Raw genomic sequence first — 21346 nt, forward strand, 5'->3', positions numbered from 1 at the left:
ACCGCCGCGGGTCTCAGCCCTCGGTGACGCCCAGCTTCTCCAGGATCAGCTCCTTGACGCGGGCGGCGTCGGCCTGGCCCCGGGTGGCCTTCATCACCGCGCCGACCAGCGCTCCGGCGGCGGCGACCTTGCCGCCGCGGATCTTGTCGGCGATGCCCGGGTTGCCGGCGATGGCCTCGTCGACGGCCGTGCCGAGCGCCGAGTCGTCGGAGACGACCTTCAGGCCGCGCTTGTCGACGACCTCGTCCGGGCCGCCCTCGCCCGCGAGGACGCCCTCGATGACCTGACGGGCCAGCTTGTCGTTCAGGTCGCCCGTGAGCACCAGCTCGGCGACCCGGGCGACCTGCTGCGGCGTGATGGCCAGCTCGTCGAGCGCGACGCCCGACTCGTTGGCGCTGCGGGCCAGTTCGCCCATCCACCACTTGCGGGCCGAGGCCGCGTCGGCCCCGGCGTCGATGGTGGCGACGATCAGGTCAAGCGCGCCGGCGTTCAGGATCGACTGCATGTCGGTGGCCGAGATGCCCCACTCCGCGACCAGACGGTTGCGGCGGGCCAGCGGCAGCTCCGGCAGCCCGGCGCGGATCTCCTCGACCCACTCGCGGGACGGGACGACCGGCACGAGGTCGGGCTCCGGGAAGTACCGGTAGTCCTCGGCCTCCTCCTTCACGCGGCCCGAGGTCGTCGACCCGGTGTCCTCGTGGAAGTGGCGGGTCTCCTGGACGATCGTGCCGCCGCCGTTCAGGACGGCCGCGTGCCGCATGATCTCGAACCGGGCCGCGCGCTCCACGGACCGCAGCGAGTTCACGTTCTTCGTCTCGGAGCGCGTGCCGAACTTCTCCCGGCCGTGCGGACGCAGCGACAGGTTGACGTCGCAGCGCATCTGGCCCATCTCCATGCGGGCCTCCGAGACGCCGAGCGCCTTGATGACCTCGCGCAGCTCGCGCACGTAGGCGCGGGCGACCTCGGGGGCGCGCTCGCCGGCGCCCTCGATCGGCTTGGTGACGATCTCGATGAGCGGGATGCCGGCCCGGTTGTAGTCCAGCAGCGAGTGGGACGCGCCGTGGATGCGGCCGGTGGCGCCGCCGACGTGCGTCGACTTGCCGGTGTCCTCCTCCATGTGGGCGCGCTCGATCTGCACCCGGAAGGTCTCGCCGTCCTCCAGCTGCACGTCGAGGTAACCGTCGAAGGCGATCGGCTCGTCGTACTGGGAGGTCTGGAAGTTCTTCGGCATGTCCGGATAGAAGTAGTTCTTCCGGGCGAAGCGGCACCACTCGGCGATCTCGCAGTTCAGCGCGAGACCGATCTTGATCGCCGACTCGATGCCGATCGCGTTGACGACCGGGAGCGCGCCGGGCATGCCGAGGCAGGTGGGGCAGGTCTGCGAGTTGGGCTCGGCGCCCAGCTCGGTCGAACAGCCGCAGAACATCTTCGTCTTGGTGCCGAGTTCGACATGGACCTCGAGGCCCATGACGGGGTCGTACGACGCGAGTGCGTCCTCGTACGACACCAGGTCGGTCGTGGTGGTCACGGTGAAACTTCCCTCTCAGCCCAGCAGGACGTCGTCGTCGCCCAGCCGCTTCAGCTCGCGGTACAGGATGGCGAGGCCGGTGACGATGGCGACGGCGGACACGGTGGCGTCGATCAGGACGAGCGTGTCCTTCTCGGCACGGGCCTTCTTGAGCCGCTTGGCGACGCCGAACGCGCCGAACGCGGTCCCGGCGATGGACAGGTACGTACCGGACTTGGACTTCTTGAAGCCCTTGGCCTTGTTCAGTGCGCTCACAGCGACGGAGCCTCCTCGAGAAGCGGGTGCCCCCACCTTTCCACGAAGGCGGCCTCGATGGCGGCGCCGACCTTGTACAGCCGGTCGTCCTTCAGCGCCGGGGCGATGATCTGCAGACCGACCGGGAGGCCGTCCTCCGGGGCGAGGCCGCAGGGCAGCGACATGGCCGAGTTGCCCGCGAGGTTGGTCGGGATGGTGCACAGGTCGGCCAGGTACATCGCCATCGGGTCGTCGGCGCGCTCGCCGATCGCGAAGGCGGTGGTCGGGGTCGTCGGCGAGACGATCACGTCGACCTGCCCGAAGGCCTTCTCGAAGTCGCGCGTGATGAGCGTGCGGACCTTCTGGGCGGAGCCGTAGTAGGCGTCGTAGTAGCCGCTCGACAGGGCGTACGTGCCGAGCATGATGCGGCGCTTGACCTCGGCGCCGAAGCCCGCCTCCCGGGTGAGGGAGGTGACGTCCTCGGCCGAGCGGGTGCCGTCGTCGCCGACCCGCAGGCCGTAGCGCAGACCGTCGAAGCGGGCCAGGTTGGACGAGCACTCGGACGGCGCGATCAGGTAGTACGCCGACAGGGCGAGGTCGAAGGACGGGCAGTCCAGCTCGACGATCTCGGCGCCCAGCTCCTTCAGCAGTGCGACGGACTCGTCGAAGCGCTGGATGACGCCGGCCTGGTAGCCCTCGCCGCGGAACTGCTTGACGACGCCGACGCGCATGCCGTCGACGCTGCCGTTGCGGGCGGCCTCGACGACCGGCGGGACGGGCGCGTCGATCGACGTGGAGTCCAGCGGGTCGTGGCCGGCGATGACCTCGTGCAGCAGCGCCGCGTCCAGGACCGTGCGGGCGCAGGGGCCGCCCTGGTCGAGCGAGGACGAGAAGGCGACCATGCCGTAACGGGAGACCGCGCCGTACGTCGGCTTGACGCCGACCGTGCCGGTGACGGCGGCCGGCTGGCGGATCGAGCCGCCGGTGTCGGTGCCGATGGCCAGCGGCGCCATGTGCGCGGCCAGCGCGGCGGACGAACCGCCGCCGGAGCCGCCGGGGATCTTGGTCAGGTCCCAGGGGTTGCCGGTCGGGCCGTAGGCGCTGTTCTCGGTGGAGGACCCCATGGCGAACTCGTCCATGTTGGTCTTGCCGAGGATGACCACGTCGGCGGCCTTCAGCCGCTTGGTGAGCGTGGCGTCGTACGGCGGGATCCAGCCTTCGAGGATCTTCGAGCCGACGGTCGTCGGGATGCCCTCGGTGGTGAAGATGTCCTTGAGCGCGAGCGGGACGCCGGCGAGGGGGCCGAGCTTCTCGCCGCGTTCCCGCTTCTCGTCGACGGCGCGGGCCTGCGCGAGGGCGCCCTCGCGGTCGACGTGCAGGAAGGCGTGCACCTTCTCGTCGACGGCCTCGATGCGCGCCAGGTGCGCCTCGGTGACCTGGACGGCCGTGAGCGCGCCGGAGGCGATCCGCGCGGCGGTCTCGGCGGCGGTGAGCTTGATGATGGCGACGTTGTCCGTCATGGCGGTTAGTCCTCCCCCAGGATCTGCGGCACCTTGAAACGCTGCTGCTCCTGGGCCGGGGCGCCGGAGAGCGCCTGCTCGGGGGTGAGCGACGGACGGACCTCGTCCGCCCGCATGACGTTGGTCAGCGGGAGCGGGTGCGAGGTCGGCGGTACGTCTTGGTCGGCGACCTCGCTGACGCGGGCGACCGCGCCGATGATGTCGTCCAGCTGTCCCGCGAAGTGTTCGAGCTCTTCGGGCTTCAGCTCCAGACGCGCCAGCCGGGCGAGGTGGGCGACCTCCTCGCGCGTGATGCCAGGCATGCAGCGTTCCTCTGGGGTGGGGTGGGTGAGTGTGGTTTTGGGGCCAATCCTATGGGGCGGGCGGCGGTGGCCGTGACGCGGTTTCGCCCGGGGGCGGCGGGACCCGGGTGGGGGCGCCGGCACGGGGCCGCGCCGGCGGGCGGGCGGCCCGGCGGGTCACTCGTCGGAGGCCGCCGCGGGCAGCGCCGCCGCCGGGCGCTGCCAGCCGCGTGAACCGCGGGCGCGCAGCCAGGCCGTCGTCTCCTCCGGGGGCATCGCGGCGGCCACCAGCCAGCCCTGCACCGCGTCGCAGCCCAGGTCGCGCAGGCGCTCCCAGGTCTCGTCGTCCTCGACGCCCTCGGCGACCACCAGCAGCCCGAGGGAGTGCGCCAGGTCGAGGGTGCAGCGCACGATCTCGGCGTCCTCGGCGTCCACGGCCAGCCGGGCCACGAAGGAGCGGTCGATCTTCAGCTCGCTCACCGGCAGCCGGCGCAGGTGGACCAGGGAGGAGTAGCCGGTCCCGAAATCGTCCAGGGACATCTTCACGCCGTGGCCGGTCAGCGCGTTGAGGGTGTCGGCGGCTCGCTGCGGGTCCTCCAGCAGGACGTGCTCGGTGATCTCCAGCTGGAGCGCGCCCGCGGGCACACCGTGCCGGGCCAGGCGCGCGGCCACGGACCCGGCGAACCCGGGCGTGTGGACGTCGCGGGGCGAGACGTTCACCGCGACCGGCACGAACAGTCCCTGGGCCCGCCACCGGGCGACCTGGGCGAGCGCGGTGTCCAGCACGTACTCCGTCAGGTGGGGCATCAGCCCGGACGACTCGGCGATCGCTATGAACTCGTCCGGCGGCACCTTGCCGCGCTCCGGGTGCACCCAGCGGACCAGGGCCTCCAGGCCCGCCACCTGCCCGTCGAAGCGGACCTTGGGCTGGTAGTGCAGCTCGACCTCGTGCGCGTCCAGGGCGCGCCGCAGGTCGCCCAGCAGACCGAGCCGGTCGGGGGTGTTGGAGTCGCGCTTGGACTCGTACACCTCGACCCCGGTCCGGTCCCGTTTGGCCTGGTACATCGCCACGTCGGCCCGGCGCAGCAGGCCCTCGGCGTCGAGCGCGTGGTCGGGGAAGACGGCGACCCCGGCGCTGGCCTCCAGCACGAGGGTGAGGCCGTCGAGGTCGAGCGGCGAGCCGAGGTCGGCGACCAGGGCGCGGGCGATCCGGCTCGCGGAGGTGGTGGAGTCCGCGACGGGCAGTAAGACGGCGAACTCGTCCCCGCCGAGCCGCGCGACCTCGGCCCCGCGCGGGAGGGCGACGCGCAGCCGGTCGGCGATCTGGAGCAGCAGCCGGTCCCCGGCGAGATGGCCGAGAGTGTCGTTGACGGAGCGGAAGCGGTCGAGGTCGATCAGCATCAGGGCGGCCCGGGCGCCGATGCGCTCGGCGTCGTCCAGGGCGGTCCAGATGCGCTCCAGCAGCCACTGACGGTTCGGCAGTCCGGTCAGCGGGTCGCGCAGTTGCTCCTCGGCGCGGGCGCGCGCTATCCACAGGGTGGAGTCGAGGGCGATGAGCGGGATCGCGAACAGCGGCAGCAGGACGGGCTTGGCCAGGGCCACCACGCAGATCAGGGGGGCGATGCCCAGCAGGGCGACCGCCAGCAGACCCTGTCGGACCAGGGCGGTGCGGGCGACGGTCGGCAGTCCGCCGACGCGCGGCGCGTGCAGGTACCAGAGCAGGACGCGGGTGACGGCGAGGTAGGCGACGGCCACCAGGACGACCTGCGGGGCGGTGTAGAGCGTCCAGGTGTCCGGGGCCCAGGGGTGCTCCACGGACGGTATCCGCCCGCAGGCGGCCAGCAGGAGCGCGCCCGCCCCGATGCCGAGGACGTCCACCGCGCCGTGCAGGACGCCCTGCCGCCAGCGGTGGCGCCGGGCTATGCCGACCAGCACGACGACGGTGAGGCTGACCATCCCGGCGGGCACCCAGCCGTACAGCAGCAGCACGGCGAGGGTGAGGGCGGCGCCGGAGCCGGTGCCGCCCCACCAGCGGGCGCGGCCGAGCAGGACCAGATGTCCGACGATGACGCCGGCGAGGACGGCCAGCGCCCAGCCGGCCGTGCCGCACGGGAAGAGGGCGTGGCCGTCGGTGAAGGCGCGGTAGAAGCCCGCGCCGAGGGCGAAGGCGGCCGCGCCGACGACGGCCGCGGGCAGTGCGGGCCAGGACAGGTGCCGGTCGGACGCGGCGCCGCCGGGCAGACCGGGAGGCGGCTGGACGAGGGCGCGCGCGTCCAGCGTGGAGTGCGGCTCGGTGTGCGGTACGAACGCCTCCGCGCCGGGTCGCCCTCCGGAGCGCTCCGCCCACCAGCTCCCCCACCAGACGCCGGCGACCCCGCGTCGGCGCACCGTCGCGTCCGGGGCGGCGCTCTCGGTCGGTTCCATTCCCGTCCCTCTCACAGCCGGCGGTGCCCACGCCACGCGGCCCGTTGCCCGGCGATCCCGGGCGGCGCCGCGTTGGAAAACCCTTCCTTCTGCCCGCCTGGAGCAGAGGGATGCCCCGGCCGCAGCTGGGCACGGCAGGGCGCACGCCTCAACAGTAGGCCGCAGAAGGCTTCCACGGGCAGCGGTCGTCGGCGGTTGCCCGAATGCGCCCCGGCCACCCGTATGCATCTGGTATGCGCCGATCGGGTGGCCTTCAACCGCCGCCGGGCGCTACTCCTCGACGGGCAGGGCCGCTTCGGAGGCCGCCTCGGGGCCGCGTTCCAGCAGGACGGTGAAGCCGTCCTCGTCGAGGACCGGAACCTTCAGCTGCACCGCCTTGTCGTACTTCGATCCGGGGCTGTCACCCACGACGACGAACGACGTCTTCTTCGAGACCGAACCGGTGACCTTGGCCCCGCGGCTCTGGAGGGCGTCCTTGGCGCCGTCCCGGGTGAAGTGTTCGAGGGTGCCGGTGACGACGACGGTGAGCCCTTCGAGGGGGCGCGGCCCGTCGTCGCCGGCGGAGCCCTCCTCCTCCATGCGGACGCCGGCCGCCTTCCACTTGCGCAGGATCTCCTGGTGCCACTCCTCGGCGAACCACTCCTTCAGGGAGGCGGCGATGATCGCGCCGACGCCGTCGGTCGCCGCGAGCTCCTCCTCGGTGGCCCGCTCGATGCGCTCGATCGAGCGGAACTCACGGGCCAGCGCCTCCGCCGCGACCGGTCCGACATGGCGGATCGACAGGCCGGTGAGGATGCGCGCCAGCGGGCGTTCCTTGGCGGCGGCGATGTTGTCGAGCATGGCAAGCGCGTTCTTGCGGGGCTCGCCCGACTGGTTGGCGAAGACGGTGGCGATCTTCTCCTCGCCGGTCTTCGGATCCCGCTTGGGCAGTCCGCTGTCCTGGTCGAGGACGTACGCCCGGATGGGCAGCAGGCGGTCGACGGTGAGGTCGAACAGGTCGCCCTCGTCCGCCAGCGGCGGCTGCGCGGGCTCCAGCGGCTTGGTGAGGGCGGCCGCGGCCACGTACCCGAAGTGCTCGATGTCCAGGGCCTTGCGGCCCGCCAGATAGAACAACCGCTCGCGCAACTGGGCCGGACAGCCGCGGGCGTTGGGGCAGCGCAGGTCGACGTCGCCCTCCTTCATCGGCCGCAGCGCCGTACCGCACTCGGGGCACTCGGACGGCATCACGAACTCGCGCTCGTCGCCGTCGCGCAGGTCGACGACGGGGCCGAGGATCTCCGGGATCACGTCACCCGCCTTGCGCAGCACCACGGTGTCGCCGATCAGGACGCCCTTGGCCTTGACGACGTCCTGGTTGTGCAGGGTGGCGAACTCGACCTCGGAGCCGGCCACCGTCACCGGCTCCACCTGGGCGTAGGGGGTGACGCGGCCGGTGCGGCCGACGCCCACCTTGATGTCGACGAGCTTGGTGTTGACCTCCTCCGGCGCGTACTTGTAGGCGATCGCCCACCGGGGCGCCCGGGCCGTGGAGCCGAGCCGGCCCTGGAGCCGGATCTCGTCGAGCTTGACGACCACGCCGTCGATCTCGTGCTCCACCGAGTGCCGGTTCTCGCCGAAGTAGGCGATGAACTCCCGTACGCCGTCGAGGTCGTCGACGACCTTGTTGTGCCGGGAGGTGGGCAGGCCCCACGTCTTGAGCAGGTCGTAGGCCTCGGAGAGCCGGCCGAGGCCCTCGTAGCCCTCCAGGGCTCCGATGCCGTGCACGACCATGTGCAGCGGACGGGACGCGGTGACGCGCGGGTCCTTCTGGCGCAGCGAACCGGCCGCCGCGTTGCGCGGGTTGGCGAAGGGCTTGTCGCCGGCCTCGACCAGACGGGCGTTGAGCTCCTCGAACTTCTCCATCGGGAAGTAGACCTCGCCGCGGATCTCCACCAGGGACGGCACCCCGTCACCCGTGAGACGGTCGGGGATGTCCGCGATGGTGCGCACGTTGGGCGTGATGTCCTCGCCCGTGCGGCCGTCGCCGCGGGTCGCCGCGCGCGTGAGACGGCCCTTCTCGTAGGTGAGGTTGACGGCAAGGCCGTCGACCTTCAGCTCGCACAGGAAGTGGTGGGTGAGCGAGCCGACGTCCTTGTGGACGCGCTCGGCCCAGGCGGCCAGCTCCAGGTCGTCGAAGGCGTTGTCCAGCGAGAGCATCCGCTCCCGGTGCTGGACGGCCGTGAACTCCGTCTCGTACGCGCCCGCGACCTTCTGGGTCGGCGAGTCGGGCGTGCGCAGCCCGTGGTACCGCTCCTCCAGCGCCTCCAGCGCGCGCAGGAGCCGGTCGAACTCCGCGTCGCTGATGACGGGAGCGTCCTTCACGTAGTACCGGAAGCGGTGCTCCTCGATCTGCTCAGCGAGCTGCGCGTGCTGCTCCCGTGCCTCCGAGGGCACCGTCGTCTCCGCTTGCCTGTCGCCGGCCACCGTGTCGTCCTCCCGTTACTCAGGGTTGTCCGCGAGGGATCTCGCCGCCCGGACGCAGTGGGCGAGGGCCTGGCGGGCGTACGCGGGAGAGGCCCCCGCGAGTCCGCACGACGGCGTGAGCGTGACCGCCTCCGCGAGCAGCCCCGGTCGCAGTCCCAGCCTGCGCCACAGCGTCCTGACACCCCTGACGCTACCGGCAGGGTCCGACAACGGGGTGTCCACGCCCGGCACGACACCGGCGAAGAGCCGGGTGCCCGCCTCGACGGCCTCCCCGATCGCGTCGTCGTCACGCTCGGTGAGGAGCGAGAAGTCGAAGGAGACGGCCGCCGCTCCGGCCCGGCGCAGCAGGGCGAACGGGACGTCCGGCGCGCACGAGTGGACGACGACGGGCCCCTCGCCGTTCACTGCGGCGACGTCGCGCAGCGCGCCCTCCACGATCTGCCGGTCCACCGCGCGGTGGGTGCGGTAGCCGCTGGCGCTGCGGACGTGGCCGCGCAGGACGGCGGTGAGGGAGGGTTCGTCGAGCTGGAGGACGACGTCGGCGCCGGGGACGCGCCGCCGCACCTCGTCGAGGTGCAGGCGCAGGCCTTCGGCGAGGGAGCCGGCGAGGTCGCGGCAGGCGCCGGGGTCGGAGAGGGCGGCCTCGCCGTTCCTCAGCTCCAGCGCGGCGGCGAGCGTCCAGGGCCCGACCGCCTGCACCTTGACCTGCCCCTCGTAGCCCTGGGTGAACTCCTCCAGCGCGTCGAGGTCCTCCCCCAGCCAGGACCGCGCCCGTCTGGTGTCCCGGCCGGGCCGGTCCCCGATGCGCCAGCCGCTGGGCTCCACGCGCGCGTACAGCTCGACGAGCATCCCGGCGGTGCGGCCGATCATGTCCGCTCCGGGGCCGCGGGCGGGCAGTTCGGGCAGGTGCGGGAAGTCCTCGAAGGACCCGGTGACGGTCCGGGCGGCCTCGCGGGCGTCCCCGCCCGGCAGGGAGCCGACGCCGGTGGCGGGGCCGAAACTGAAGTGTGCGTTCACGGGTGAAGCCTACGTAGCCGCGCCGGCCCGTCCGCCCACCGGGAACCGGCCTCCCGCGCGCGGAGCCGGCCTCAGCTTCCCGGGCGCACCGTGAGGTCGTTGACCTCCGCGTCCCTGGGCAGGTCGAGCGCCATGAGGATCGTCGTCGCCACCGACTCGGGGTCGATCCACTCCGCCGGGTCGTACTCCTTGCCCTCCTGCTGGTGGACCTTGGCCTGCATGGGGCTGGCGGTGCGGCCGGGGTAGACGGAGGTGACGCGGACGCCGTTGCCGTGCTCCTCCTGGCGCAGGGAGTCCGCGAGGGCCTTCAGGCCGTGCTTGGAGGCGGCGTAGGCGGACCATTCGGCGCTCGCCCGCAGGCCCGCCCCGGAGTTCACGAAGAGGACGTGGCCGCGGGCGGCGCGCAGCTGGGGCAGGAAGTGCCGGGTCAGCTCGGCGGGGGCGATCAGGTTGACGTTGAGCTGGTGGCGCCAGGACTTCGGGGTCAGGTCGCCGACGGGTCCGAGGTCGACGACTCCGGCGACGTGCAGCAGGGAGTCGACCCGGCCGGGAAGCGTCTGGTGGGAGAAGGCCCAGCTCAGCTTGTCGGGGTCGGCCAGGTCGCCGACGAGCGTGCGCGCCCCGGGGAAGAGCGCCGCCAGCTCCTTCGCGCGGCCCGCGTCGCGCGCGTGCAGCACGAGGTCGTCCCCGCGCGCGTGCAGACGGCGGGCGACGGCCGCGCCGATGCCGGAGCCCGCTCCGGTGATCACATGAGTAGCCATGTCCGCCATGCTCGCATCACCGCCGGGTCACTCGATGCCCTGGCTCTCCTCCAGGCAGGCGAGCGCGCCCACCGGCTCCTCGGCGAAGAACACCAGGTCGGTGAGGGGCACGGGCAGGAAGCCCTCGTCCTCCATGCGGCGGAACTGCTCCTTGAGGCCGTCGTAGAAGCCGGCGGTGTTGAGCAGCACGACCGGCTTGTCGGTGTGTCCGTGCTTCTTCAGCTCCAGGATCTCGGTCGCCTCGTCGAGGGTCCCGGTGCCGCCCACCATGATCACCACGGCGTCGGACTTCTCCAGCAGCAGTCGCTTCCGCTCGGCGAGGTCGGCCGCGATGACCATCTCGTCGGCCCCGGCCCGCGCGGTGGCCGCGAGGAAGCCCACGGACACCCCGCACAGCCTCCCGCCGGCCTCCTGCACGCCGTCGGCGACGACCTTCATCAGGCCGACGTCCGAGCCGCCCCACACCAGGGTGTGGCCGCCCTTGCCGAGGAGTGCGGCGAACTCGCGCGCGGGCCCGGTGTAGCGGTCGTCGAGGTCGGCGGCGGAGAGGAAGACGCAGATACGCATGCGGCCACGGTACGCGGGAAGAACCGGGGGCCCGCGTGTGCTGTTCCGGTATGGCCAACGGACACACGATCACGATCGAGCGGGACGGCCGGCGCGTCAGGGCCGTCCACGGAGACCGGGTGCTCGCCGAGACCCGCCGGGCGCTCGCCCTGCGCGAGACCGGCTGTCCCGTGCGGTACTACATCCCCGCCGAGGACGTGCGGCTCGACCTCCTGACCCCTTCCGACACCCACACGTACTGCCCGTTCAAGGGCACGGCGTCCTACTGGTCGCTCCCGGACGCGGCCGACCTGGTGTGGTCCTACCCCGATCCGAAGCCGGACGTCGCCGAGATCAAGGACCATCTGTGCTTCTACGAAGTGGAAGTCGCGCCGGCGGAGGTGTCGTAGGCCGATGAGTGCCGTGCCGTGCGGCAGTCTGCATGAGCATGGACAAGAAGACTGTTTCCCGCGACGGCACCGAACTCGCGTACGAGAGCACCGGCCGGGGCCCCGCGGTCATCCTGGTGAGCGGGGCGATGTCCACGGGCGGCACCATGGCGCCCCTGGCCGCCCTGCTCGCGGACGGCTTCACGGCCGTGCGCTACGACCGCCGGGGCCGCGGCGAGAGCGGTGACACGGCTCCGTACGCGGTGGAGCGCGAGGTCGAGGACCTGGCGGCGCTGATCGAGGCGGTGGGCGGCGAGGCCGCCCTGTACGGCGTCTCGTCGGGCGGCGCGCTGGTGCTGGAGGCGGCGGCCGCCGGGCTGCCGGTGAGCCGGGCGGCCGTGTACGAGACGCCGTTCGCCCTGGACGAGGAGGCCGCGCGGGCACGCGCGCAGTACACCGCGAACCTCACCGAGGCGCTCGCGCAAGGCCGGCGCGGGGACGCCGTCGAGCTGTTCCTGCGGCTGACGGGACTGGCCGAGGAGATGATCCAGGGGGCCCGCCGCTCGCCCATGTGGGCGGGCATGGAGGCCGTCGCGCCGACCCTGGCCTACGACGACGCGGTCATGGGCGACGGGCGGCCGCCGAGGGAGCGGCTGGCGTCGGTCGGCGTACCGGTGCTGGCCCTGGCGGGCGGGGCCAGTCCGCCGTGGCTGCGGGAGGCCGTGCGCACGGTCGCGGAAGCGGTCCCGGACGGCGTGTACCGGACGCTGGAGGGCCAGACCCACATGGTCGACCCGGCCCTCCTCGCGCCGGTGCTGGCGGAGTTCCTCGGAGGCCGCGGGGACTGACGGGGTCAGGCGACCGGGGCCGCCGCCCGCACGGTGGAGGCGATGGTCGCCGAGCCCACCACGCGCGTGCCGTCGTACAGCACGATCGCCTGGCCGGGGGCGACGCCGCGGACGGGCTCGGTGAACGTCACCTTCAGGGCGCCGTCGACGAGTTCGGCGGCCACCTCGGTCTCGCCGCCGTGGGCGCGCAGCTGGGCCGTGTAGACGCCGGGGCCGGCGGGGGCGGCGCCGCACCAGCGGGGCTTGATCGCGGTGAGGGCCGTGACGTCGAGGGCGGCGGCGGGACCGACCGTCACCGTGTTGTCCACCGGGGAGATGTCCAGGACGTAGCGCGGCTTGCCGTCGGCGGCCGGGGTGCCGATGCGCAGGCCCTTGCGCTGGCCGATGGTGAAGCCGTACGCGCCGTCATGGGTGCCGACCTTCGCGCCGGACTCGTCGACGATGTCGCCCTCGGAGCGGCCCAGCCGGGTGGCGAGGAACCCCTGGGTGTCGCCGTCGGCGATGAAGCAGATGTCGTGGGAGTCGGGCTTCTTGGCCACCGCCAGTCCGCGGCGCTCGGCCTCCGCGCGGATCTCGTCCTTCGTCGTCACGGTGTCGCCGAGCGGGAAGAGGGCGTGGGCGAGCTGGCGGTCGTCCAGGACGCCGAGGACGTAGGACTGGTCCTTGGCCATGTCGGAGGCGCGGTGCAGTTCGCGCGCGCCGTCCGCGCCGACGACGACCTTCGCGTAGTGGCCGGTGCACACCGCGTCGAAGCCCAGCGCGAGGGCCTTGTCGAGCAGCGCGGCGAACTTGATCTTCTCGTTGCAGCGCAGGCACGGGTTGGGCGTGCGGCCGGCCTCGTACTCGGCGACGAAGTCCTCGACGACGTCCTCGCGGAAGCGGTCGGCGAGGTCCCACACGTAGAACGGGATGCCGATGACGTCGGCGGCGCGGCGGGCGTCGCGGGAGTCCTCGATGGTGCAACAGCCCCGGGCGCCGGTGCGGAACGACTGCGGGTTCGCGGACAGCGCGAGGTGGACGCCGGTGACGTCGTGGCCGGCTTCGGCGGCGCGGGCGGCGGCGACGGCGGAGTCCACTCCGCCGGACATGGCGGCGAGTACGCGAAGGGGGCGGGGGCGCGGCGAGGTCTCAGTCATAACCCTTCCAGGGTACGGGTCGCCGGGAACCGCGGCCCGCGAGTATCCGTTGACGATCTCGAGGGGCGAGGAAGGGCGCGGACATGGGGGAAGGCAAGAGCGACTCCGACCGGAGGATCGGGCGGCGGGCCCTGCTGATCGGCGGGGCGGCGGCCGCCGCCGGCACGGCGCTGCTCGCGCGTGAGGAGCTGGAGCGGCTGTACTGGCGCCTGCCGGGCGTGCACAAGGCGCGTGTGGAGGGCGCGGTGGACTTCCGGGGCGCGCGCTGGGTGGCGGCGTCGGAGGCGAACTTCCGCTGGGCGGACCGGCCGGACGACTACGACGTCGACATGGTCGTCGTCCATGTCACGCAGGGCGACCTCGGCAGCGCGGTGAAGGCGTTCGAGGACCCGGGACACAAGGCGGCCGCGCACTACATCGTGGGCCGGGACGGCCGCGTCACGCAGATGGTCCGCGAGCTGGACGTCGCGTACCACGCGGGCAACCGCTCCTACAACGAACGCAGCGTCGGCATCGAGCACGAGGGCTTCGTGGACCGGCCCCGGGACTTCACCGACGCGATGTACGCGGCCTCGGCCCGGCTGGCCGCCGCGGTCTGCCGGCGCTACGGCATACCCGTGGACCGCGAGCACATCATCGGGCACGTGGAGGTGCCGGGCACCGATCACACCGACCCCGGGGAGCACTGGGACTGGGATCGTTACCTGCGGCTCGTCGCCCGCGCGCACACGGCGGCGACCGCCTGAGGGTCACGCTGCCGGGGGCCGGGGCCGTCGGCCGGGGGCGGTGCGGGCGGGCCCCGTTCAGGCGCCGGGGGCCGGGGCGGCGCTCCCGTCGCCGCCGAAGATCCGGTCCAGGTGGTGGGCCGGCACCGCGGCGGCCGACTCCGGGCCGCGCCGGCCGACGAGCACGGCGGTGCCGAGCCCCGCGGACATGGCGAGCAGCCCCACGGCCTCGTACCGCGTGTCCACGCCGGGCGGCACCTGTCCCGCCTCCTGCGCCCGGCGCAGGAGTCCGGCGAGGGTGTCCTCGGCGGTCTCGGGGTTCCTGAGGAACGGCTGGGCGGCCCGCACCCCGTTGTACCCGGTGCTCGGCAGGCGCAGCCTCCTCGTGCACCCGGGGCGTCAGGTGGAACGCGTGCCGCGCCTGGTGCCGGGGGCGCGGGCCGAGATCGTCGCGGACACCGGTCACGGGCCGCAGATCGACCACGCCGACGAGATCAACCGGCGGATGCCGGCCTTCACGGACTCCGTCGGCTGACCGGCGGCCCGCCCGTCAGGTCAGGCCCGCGGCCCGGGCCCGTTCCACCGCGGGGCCGATGGCCTTGGCGACGGCCTCGACGTCGGCCTCCGTGGAGGTGTGGCCGAGCGAGAAGCGCAGGGTGCCGCGGGCCAGGTCCGGGTCGACGCCGGTGGCGAGCAGGACGTGGCTGGGCTGGGCGACGCCCGCGGTGCAGGCCGAGCCGGTGGAGCACTCGATGCCCTGGGCGTCGAGCAGCAGCAGCAGCGAGTCGCCCTCGCAGCCCGGGAACGTGAAGTGCGCGTTGGCGGGCAGCCGGTCGACGGGGTCGCCGCCGAGGATCGCGTCCGGGACGGCGGTGCGGACCGCGTCGATCAGGCCGTCGCGCAGGGCGCCGATCTCGCGGGCGAACCACTCGCGCTGTTCGGCGGCGAGGCGGCCGGCGACGGCGAAGGAGGCGATCGCGGGAACGTCCAGGGTGCCGGAGCGCACATGGCGTTCCTGGCCGCCGCCGTGCAGGACGGGCACGGGCGTGTGCTCGCGGCCCAGGAGCAGGGCGCCGATGCCGTAGGGGCCGCCGATCTTGTGGCCGGAGACGGTCATCGCGGCGAGGCCGGAGGCGGCGAAGTCCACGGGCACCTGACCGAAGGCCTGGACCGCGTCGGCGTGCAGCGGCACGCCGAACTCGGCGGCCACGTCGGCCAGTTCGCGGACCGGCAGGACCGTGCCGATTTCGTTGTTGGCCCACATGACGGTGGCCAGCGCCACGTCGTGCGGGTTGCGGGCGAGGGCCTCGCGCAGGGCGTCGGGGTGGACGCGCCCGTAGCGGTCGACCGGCAGGTACTCGACCGTGGCGCCCTCGTGCTCGCCCAGCCAGTGCACGGCGTCGAGGACCGCGTGGTGCTCGACGGGGCTGGCCAGGACACGGGTGCGGGTCGGGTCCGCGTCGCGCCGGGACCAGTACAGGCCCTTGACCGCGAGGTTGTCGGCCTCGGTGCCGCCGGAGGTGAGCACGACCTCGCTGGGGCGGGCGCCGAGCGCTTCGGCGAGCGTCTCGCGGGCTTCCTCGACCGTTCGGCGGGCCCGTCGGCCGGCCGCGTGCAGGGAGGAGGCGTTGCCGGTGACGCCCAGGTGCGCGGTGAGTGCCTCGACCGCCTCGGGGAGCATCGGCGTGGTCGCGGCGTGGTCGAGGTATGCCATGGTGGCCCCGATTCTACGGGGGTCCGGCGGCGCGCCTCGATGCCAGGTGGGCGCGACGGTCAGAAGCTCCAGGAGACGGTCGAGTCCGCCTGCATGAACGCCACCAGGACCAGCAGGTCGGCGACGCCCAGCGCGAGACCGAGGTAGGCGCGGCCGCGGCGGGCCGTGCCGCGCCACAGGGCCACCGCGGCCAGGACGATGGCGACCGGGCCGAGGAAGATGTTGAGCACGAGCAGGCCGAGCAGGCCGAGGATGAAGGACGCGACGGCCATGCCGTCGGCGTCGCGGACTCCGGTGCGGCGGGTGGCCGGTGCGGTGAGCTGCATGGTCGGTCGACTCCTGTCGGTGTGCGGGGCGGTCAGCGGGTCGGGGTGTGCCGGCGGCCGTGGCGCTCGCGCAGCGCGAAGATGCCGAGCCAGGCGGCGATCACGGCGGCGGCGACGGCGGTGAAGGCGAACGGCGCGTGGGCGACGGTGCCCATGACGACGCCCAGCAGAAGCAGTGCGGCGACGAGGAACAGCATGGGATCGGATCCCCCTCCGTGAAGTTTGGGTGAACACTTGTGGTTACACTTGTTCACTGACTTTGAGTCTAGCGCGTCCCACGGCTTTTCAATTCCGGAGAACAGTTGTTAACTGGATGACATGAGTCACATCCTCGGCGTTCGGCAGGCCCAGAAGCAGAAGACCCGGCAGGCCCTCATGGACGCGGCGTTGACGCTGCTGGAGGAGCAGAGCCTGAGCAGTCTCGGTCTGCGCGAGGTCACCCGCGCCGTCGGGGTCGCCCCGACCGCCTTCTACCGCCACTTCCGCTCCACCGCGGATCTCGGCGTGGCCCTGGTCGAGGAGGCGCTGGGCAGCCTGCACCCGATGATCCGGACCACGGTCACGTCCGCCGACTCCAGCGGCGAACGCATCAAGCGCGCTGTGGAGTTGATAGCCGGTCACGTGGACGCGTACCCCGCACACGTCCGTTTCATCGCCCGGGAACGACATGGCGGGGTCCAGATCGTGCGCGAGGCGATCCGCGACCAACTGGGCCGCTTCGCCGACGAGGTGAAGACCGAGCTGGCCAAGGACGCCCAGGCGCAGGGGTGGAGCGACGACGACCTGCTGATGCTCGCGCACCTCTACGTCGACCAGATGCTCATCACGGCCTCGCTGTTCCTGGAGGCGCTGGAGGCCTCGCCGCAGGAGCGCGAGCGGGTCGGCCTGCGCGCGACCCGTCAGATGCGGCTCATCAGCATCGGCCGCGACCACTGGCTGGACTGAACGGGTGCCGGAGCGGGAGCGGACGGCAGGAGCCCGCCCGCGCGCGGGCGCGGCGGACGGCCTTCGGCGCACGCTTCTGGCGAGAGGGCTGCGGGGTGGAGCACCGCGCGCCGGGAGTCACCTCACCGGAGCGGGAGTTCGCCCGGGCGCCCCGGCCGCCCGGGGTGCCCTGGGTGCGGGCCGGTACGGCCCCTGGGACGGGAGGGGCGGGAACCCGTCAGCCGAGCCTGACCCGGGCCAGCTGGCGCGACTGGGCGACCAGCCGGTCCGCGCTGTCCCAGACCTCGGCGTCCTCCTCCAGGAAGCCGCCGGCGAGATTGCGGGTGGTGATGGACACGCGCAGCGGGCCCGGGGCCGGACGGCAGCGGACGTGCACCGTCAGCTCGACGGTGGGGACCCAGCCGCGCAGACCGATCTCGAAGGCGGTGGGCGGCAGCGCGTCCACGGCGAGCAGAAGGGACAGCGGGTCGTGGTCGCGGCCGTCCTTGAGGCCGAACCAGGCCCGCATCTCGCCCTTGCCGGAGGGCTGCCCGAGCGCCCAGCCGAGGGTGGACGGGTCGAGCTTGAGCATCAGGCGCTCGGTGATGGCGGAGCTGCCGTCGACCGGCGCCGGCCCGTCCTCGGGGCCGAAGCACTGGTCGAGGGGCGGGATCGCGGGCGGCTCCGCGGTGGTGCGGACGTCGTCCGGCAGGGCGTCCAGGTCCCCGTAGGAGGCGAGGACGCGGATCCGCTCGACCTCTTCGCCGTGTTCGTCGTACTGGAGGAGCGAGGCCTGGCCGGTGGACAGGGTGCGGCCGGTGCGGACCACGTCCGTGCGGACCACGGCCGGGCCCGGCTGGGAGGCGGTCAGATAGTGCGCCGTGATCGTGAACGGGTCGCGGTGCGGCAGGGCGTCCGCGAGCGCGCGACCGAGGACGGCGAGGAGGTAGCCGCCGTTGACCGCGCTGATGATCGTCCAGCCGGCCGACAGGTCGATGTCGTAGACGCCGGGCCCGCGGCGGGTGAGCGCGGTGTCCCGGTCGAACTCGCTGTCCCCGACGGTGGCCCGCCGCGCCGTCGCCATAGCTGCTTCTGCCATGGCTGCACGGTACAACATGGCATTACTAAGCGGTAGCTTTTCATACGGCCGTACAGACGTACCTTCAGCCCGCCTCTGCAATTTCTTGGTAAGTGTCCGAACTCGTCCGTAACCTCGACGCCCCGTTTTCCCTCTGCTAAGGCATGAGCCTCACCGGGACTCCGTTCCTCTACACCCTGATCGCGCTGTCCGCCGTCGCCGTCGTGCTGCCGCTGCTGCTGTGGTCGCGACTGCGCGGGCCGCGCATCCTGCGCGCCGCGGCCCGGGTCATGATGCTGCTGTTCGCCCAGACCACGGCCGTGGGCCTGGTCTTCGTGCTGGTCAACAACTCCAACGGCCTGTACGACACCTGGGCCGACCTGCTGGGCACCGGTTCCCATGTCCAGCAGGCCGCCGACCTGGGCGCCGACGGCACCGGCGGCATCGCGCTGGACCGGCTGCCGCGGGTGCGGCAGAAGTTCACCCAGGCCGAGGGCCCCGGGATGCACGCGGCAGGCGGGGTGCGCGTCACCCAGGTGCAGGGCCGCGTCTCCGGCGTCAACGCCGAGGTCTACGTCTGGCTGCCCCCGCAGTACGACGAGCCGGCCTACAAGCACCGCGCCTTCCCCGTCGTGGAGCTTCTGCCGGGTTACCCCGGCTCCGCCAAGACCTGGTACGGCACGCTGCACGTGCACGAGCAGCTGGCCCCGCTGATGCGCGAGGGCAAGGTCGCGCCCTTCATCCTGGTCGCCCCCCGCACCACCCTGCTGCCCGGCGTGGACACCGGCTGCGCCAACGTCGCGGGCACCGTCAACGCCGACACCTGGCTCAGCGTCGACGTGCCGAAGATGGTCAAGGACAACTTCCGGGCCCTGCCCGCGCCCAAGGGCTGGGCCGTGGCAGGGTACTCGGCGGGCGGGCACTGCGCGACCAAGCTCGCCGTCGCCCACCCTGACCGCTACCGGGCGGCGGTGAGCCTGTCCGGCTACAACGACCCGGTGGTCGAGCGCGACTCGCTCGCCGCGCAGGACGCCCGGCTGCGCCGGGAGAACAACCCCTACCTGCTGCTGCGCAAGGCGGTCGCCCCGCCGCCGGTGGCGCTCTACCTGTCGGGCCAGCCGCACGACGGCTACGAGGCGGCCATGGCCCTGCGCCAGGAGGCGAAGGCCCCGACCACCGTGCACGTCGTGTTCATCCCGCGCAACGCGGGCGGGCACACCATGGGACTGTGGCGGCCGCAGGTGGCGCCGGCGTTCCGCTGGCTGACGACCCAGATGGGCCAGCGCGCGGTCGTCGACGGAAAGGGCTCTACTCCTCACGCACCGTCGAGCGGCGGTTCCAAGCGCGCGGAGCTCGCCAGTGGAAGCGCATCGCGAGCAACCGCAGGACGAAAGCGGTGACCGCGGCCACCCCGCCGGCCAGCGGCGTGAGCGCGTCGTAGCGGATGCACAGCGCCACCATGACGGCGCCGGCCATCGCGGGGACCGCGTAGAGGTCGCGGTCCCAGCGCAGCAGCGAGGGCACCTCGTTGGCGAGCACGTCACGCAGCACGCCGCCGCCGACGGCGGTCGCGATCCCGAGGGCCGCCGACGCGGTCAGGTTGAGCCCGTAGGCGTGCGCCTTCGTCGTCCCCGTGACGCTGAACAGGCCGAGGCCCGCCGCGTCGAAGACGTTGACCCCCAGCTGGATGCGTTCCACCTGGGGGTGCAGGAAGACGACCAGCAGGGCGGCGATCAGCGGCGTGAGGAAGTACCCCAGGTCGGTGAAGGCGGCCGGGGGCACGGCCCCGATCACCAGGTCCCGGAACACGCCGCCGCCCAGCGCGGTGACCTCGGCGAGCATGGCGATGCCGAACACGTCGAAGTTCTTGCGCACGGCCAGCAGCGCGCCCGAGATGGCGAAGACGAAGATGCCGACCACGTCGAGGGTGTGCTGGACGGAGGGGCTGAAGATTTGCTCGTACACCCCTACATTCTCACCCGGCGCGCGACCTTCGCCTTACATTACAAGGCCGGTCGGCCTCACAGGGACGGTTTTCCCGGGGTGAACAGCCAGGTCCGGAAGAGGTCGTCGAGCTGTCGTCCGGAGACCTTCTCGGCGAGGCGGACGAAATCGTCGGTGTCCGCGTTGCCGTAGCGGTGCAGGCGGGTCCAGGCGGGCAGCAGCCGGAAGAAGGCCCGGTCGCCGATCCGCTCGCGCAGGACCTGGAGGGCCATCGCCCCGCGCTGGTAGACGGCGGAGGCGAACATGGTGTCGCGCTGGGGGTCGCCGACGACCGTCTGCCAGAAGGCGTTGGCGGCGGGGCGGGCGTCGTAGCCGGCCAGGAAGGAGTCGTGCGCCGAGCGGACGCCCTGGTGCTCGGCCCACAGCCACTGGGCGTAGGTGGCGAACCCCTCGTTGAGCCAGATGTCCTTCCAGTGGGCCACCGACACGGAGTCGCCGAACCACTGGTGAGCCAGCTCGTGCACGATGGTGGACTCGTTGCGGACGGCCGAGTAGGCCGGCTTGGACTGCACCTCCAGGGAGAAGCCCGCCTGCGGCATGTCGTCGACGATCGCGCCGGTCTCCTCGAAGGGGTACGGGCCGAAGACCCGCGACCAGTAGTCGGTGGCCGCGGCGGTGACGGCGTACACGTCGACGGTGTTGCCGTCCGCGAGCACCGGGTCGATCGCGACGTAGATCGGGACACCGCCGGGCGTCCTCCCGGTCCGCACGTCGAACTTCCCGATCGTGGCGGTCGCGAGATAGCTGGCCATGGGCTTCGTCTCGCGCCAGTGCGTGTACGTCGAGGCGCCCTTGTCGTACGTCGAGACGAGCCGGCCGTTGGAGACCGCGGTCAGGCCGCGGGGCGCCTTGACACGGATGTCGTAGGAGGCCTTGTCCGAAGGGTGGTCGCTGGACGGGAACCAGGTCGAGGCGGCGTTCGGCTCGCAGGCCACGAAGACGCCGTCGGTCGTCTTCATCCACCCGTAGGAGGAGCCGAAGACGATGGGACCGCCGAGGGGTTCGGGGACGCCGCCGTAGGTCACGGCCACCTCGAAGGTCCGCCCCTTGCGGATCGTCTCGCGCGAGACGATGCGGATCTCGTCGCCGACGCGGGTGAACCGCGCCTTTCTGCCGTCCACTTCGACCCGGGAGACCTCCAGCTTCTGCAGGTCCAGATCGAAGGACGACAGGCTCTGGGTGGCGCGGGCGGTGATCGTCGTACGGCCGTCGAGACGGTCGGTGTCGGGGTCGTAGGCGAGGGAGAGGTCGTAGTGACGGGCGTCGAAGCCGCCGTTGCCGAGCTGCGGGAAGTAGGCGTCGCCGATTCCGTCGGAGCCCGGGGTGGGGGCGGAGGAGGCGGCGATGACGAGGAAGGAGGCCGCCGCTGTCGCGAGGGCCCCCCAACGTGCCGAACGGGAGAGTGCCATGAGTCGTCCCTTCGAGCGC

21 protein-coding genes and 2 pseudogenes are annotated in these 21346 nt (G+C 72.7%); 6 read left to right on the forward strand and 17 right to left on the reverse strand.

The window, feature by feature from the left end; all coding sequences use genetic code 11:
• Positions 1–13: 13 nt before the first annotated feature.
• From gatB to ACGFSH_RS25835, 9 genes are all read right to left on the reverse strand, one after another.
• Positions 14–1528 carry an Asp-tRNA(Asn)/Glu-tRNA(Gln) amidotransferase subunit GatB gene (gatB, locus tag ACGFSH_RS25795; RefSeq protein WP_393352648.1) on the reverse strand — a complete coding sequence of 505 codons (1515 nt, stop codon included), beginning with the start codon at positions 1526–1528 and terminating at the stop codon, positions 14–16.
• Positions 1529–1543: 15 nt separating this feature from the next.
• Positions 1544–1783 (reverse strand): hypothetical protein, encoded by a 240-nt coding sequence (locus ACGFSH_RS25800; protein WP_020131415.1) that lies wholly within the window; start codon positions 1781–1783, stop codon positions 1544–1546.
• Positions 1780–3282 (reverse strand): Asp-tRNA(Asn)/Glu-tRNA(Gln) amidotransferase subunit GatA, encoded by a 1503-nt coding sequence (gene gatA, locus ACGFSH_RS25805; protein WP_393352651.1) that lies wholly within the window; start codon positions 3280–3282, stop codon positions 1780–1782. The genes ACGFSH_RS25800 and gatA overlap by 4 nt, the downstream gene beginning before the upstream one ends.
• Before the next feature lie 5 nt (positions 3283–3287).
• Positions 3288–3584, reverse strand: a complete 297-nt coding sequence (gene gatC, locus ACGFSH_RS25810) for an Asp-tRNA(Asn)/Glu-tRNA(Gln) amidotransferase subunit GatC (RefSeq protein WP_007384860.1) — start codon at positions 3582–3584, stop codon at positions 3288–3290.
• 156 nt (positions 3585–3740) lie between these two features.
• Entirely contained in the window at positions 3741–5987 is a 2247-nt protein-coding gene (locus ACGFSH_RS25815; RefSeq protein WP_393352653.1) for a putative bifunctional diguanylate cyclase/phosphodiesterase, read from the reverse strand.
• Between the two features lie 270 nt (positions 5988–6257).
• The gene (gene ligA / locus ACGFSH_RS25820; RefSeq protein WP_393352655.1) at positions 6258–8450 is read right to left on the reverse strand and encodes an NAD-dependent DNA ligase LigA; all 2193 of its coding nucleotides are present in this window, start codon (positions 8448–8450) and stop codon (positions 6258–6260) included.
• Between the two features lie 15 nt (positions 8451–8465).
• Complete coding sequence (locus ACGFSH_RS25825; protein WP_393352657.1) at positions 8466–9467, reverse strand: methionine synthase; 1002 nt, start codon at positions 9465–9467, stop codon at positions 8466–8468.
• 71 nt (positions 9468–9538) lie between these two features.
• Entirely contained in the window at positions 9539–10228 is a 690-nt protein-coding gene (locus ACGFSH_RS25830) for an SDR family oxidoreductase (protein ID WP_393352659.1), read from the reverse strand.
• Between the two features lie 27 nt (positions 10229–10255).
• A complete protein-coding gene (locus ACGFSH_RS25835; RefSeq protein ID WP_393352661.1) occupies positions 10256–10795 on the reverse strand; it encodes a TIGR00730 family Rossman fold protein in 540 nt (179 codons plus the stop codon).
• Between the two features lie 50 nt (positions 10796–10845).
• On the opposite strand from ACGFSH_RS25835, the gene ACGFSH_RS25840 reads away from it, so the two are divergent.
• Both ACGFSH_RS25840 and ACGFSH_RS25845 read left to right on the forward strand, forming a co-directional pair.
• Complete coding sequence (locus ACGFSH_RS25840) at positions 10846–11184, forward strand: DUF427 domain-containing protein (protein WP_393352663.1); 339 nt, start codon at positions 10846–10848, stop codon at positions 11182–11184.
• A 38-nt stretch (positions 11185–11222) separates the two neighbouring features.
• Complete coding sequence (locus tag ACGFSH_RS25845) at positions 11223–12011, forward strand: alpha/beta fold hydrolase (RefSeq protein WP_393352666.1); 789 nt, start codon at positions 11223–11225, stop codon at positions 12009–12011.
• A 5-nt stretch (positions 12012–12016) separates the two neighbouring features.
• Here the strand turns inward: ACGFSH_RS25845 and mnmA are convergent, their stop codons facing one another.
• Positions 12017–13147: a tRNA 2-thiouridine(34) synthase MnmA gene (gene mnmA / locus ACGFSH_RS25850; RefSeq protein ID WP_393352669.1), complete on the reverse strand. Its 1131-nt coding sequence runs from the start codon at positions 13145–13147 to the stop codon at positions 12017–12019.
• Between the two features lie 83 nt (positions 13148–13230).
• Between mnmA and ACGFSH_RS25855 the strand changes: the two genes are divergently transcribed.
• On the forward strand, positions 13231–13893 hold the full coding sequence (locus ACGFSH_RS25855) for an N-acetylmuramoyl-L-alanine amidase (protein ID WP_393352671.1): 663 nt from the start codon (positions 13231–13233) through the stop codon (positions 13891–13893).
• A gap of 57 nt (positions 13894–13950) precedes the next feature.
• Here the strand turns inward: ACGFSH_RS25855 and ACGFSH_RS25860 are convergent.
• Positions 13951–14214, reverse strand: a pseudogene (locus tag ACGFSH_RS25860) (TetR family transcriptional regulator C-terminal domain-containing protein); the annotation flags it as partial.
• 1 nt (position 14215) lies between these two features.
• Between ACGFSH_RS25860 and ACGFSH_RS25865 the strand changes: the two are divergent.
• A pseudogene (locus tag ACGFSH_RS25865) lies at positions 14216–14407 on the forward strand (alpha/beta fold hydrolase); the annotation flags it as partial.
• Between the two features lie 15 nt (positions 14408–14422).
• Here ACGFSH_RS25865 and ACGFSH_RS25870 read toward each other — a convergent pair.
• Genes ACGFSH_RS25870 through ACGFSH_RS25880 form a run of 3 tightly spaced genes read right to left on the reverse strand, consistent with a single transcriptional unit; the run spans position 14423 to position 16109 of the window.
• Positions 14423–15586: a cysteine desulfurase family protein gene (locus ACGFSH_RS25870; RefSeq protein WP_393352674.1), complete on the reverse strand. Its 1164-nt coding sequence runs from the start codon at positions 15584–15586 to the stop codon at positions 14423–14425.
• A gap of 59 nt (positions 15587–15645) precedes the next feature.
• Positions 15646–15912 (reverse strand): DUF4190 domain-containing protein, encoded by a 267-nt coding sequence (locus tag ACGFSH_RS25875; RefSeq protein WP_393352676.1) that lies wholly within the window; start codon positions 15910–15912, stop codon positions 15646–15648.
• Between the two features lie 32 nt (positions 15913–15944).
• Positions 15945–16109, reverse strand: coding sequence for a hypothetical protein (locus ACGFSH_RS25880; protein ID WP_256913981.1), 165 nt, complete (start codon positions 16107–16109; stop codon positions 15945–15947).
• A gap of 121 nt (positions 16110–16230) precedes the next feature.
• Between ACGFSH_RS25880 and ACGFSH_RS25885 the strand changes: the two genes are divergently transcribed.
• Positions 16231–16857, forward strand: coding sequence for a TetR family transcriptional regulator (locus ACGFSH_RS25885; protein WP_393352678.1), 627 nt, complete (start codon positions 16231–16233; stop codon positions 16855–16857).
• A 217-nt stretch (positions 16858–17074) separates the two neighbouring features.
• On the opposite strand, the gene ACGFSH_RS25890 is transcribed toward ACGFSH_RS25885, so the two are convergent.
• Positions 17075–17935 (reverse strand): thioesterase family protein, encoded by an 861-nt coding sequence (locus ACGFSH_RS25890; RefSeq protein ID WP_393352681.1) that lies wholly within the window; start codon positions 17933–17935, stop codon positions 17075–17077.
• Between the two features lie 143 nt (positions 17936–18078).
• Here ACGFSH_RS25890 and ACGFSH_RS25895 point away from each other — a divergent pair, with 143 nt between their 5' ends.
• Complete coding sequence (locus ACGFSH_RS25895) at positions 18079–19314, forward strand: alpha/beta hydrolase (protein ID WP_393352684.1); 1236 nt, start codon at positions 18079–18081, stop codon at positions 19312–19314.
• Here the strand turns inward: ACGFSH_RS25895 and ACGFSH_RS25900 are convergent.
• Both ACGFSH_RS25900 and ACGFSH_RS25905 read right to left on the reverse strand, forming a co-directional pair.
• Positions 19223–19879 (reverse strand): trimeric intracellular cation channel family protein, encoded by a 657-nt coding sequence (locus tag ACGFSH_RS25900; protein ID WP_329413851.1) that lies wholly within the window; start codon positions 19877–19879, stop codon positions 19223–19225. The genes ACGFSH_RS25895 and ACGFSH_RS25900 overlap by 92 nt on opposite strands.
• Positions 19880–19935: 56 nt before the next feature.
• The gene (locus ACGFSH_RS25905) at positions 19936–21327 is read right to left on the reverse strand and encodes a M1 family metallopeptidase (protein ID WP_393352687.1); all 1392 of its coding nucleotides are present in this window, start codon (positions 21325–21327) and stop codon (positions 19936–19938) included.
• Between the last annotated feature and the right edge of the window lie 19 nt (positions 21328–21346).

It is taken from the genome of Streptomyces sp. NPDC048481 (genome assembly GCF_043200075.1).
Taxonomy (GTDB): domain Bacteria; phylum Actinomycetota; class Actinomycetes; order Streptomycetales; family Streptomycetaceae; genus Streptomyces.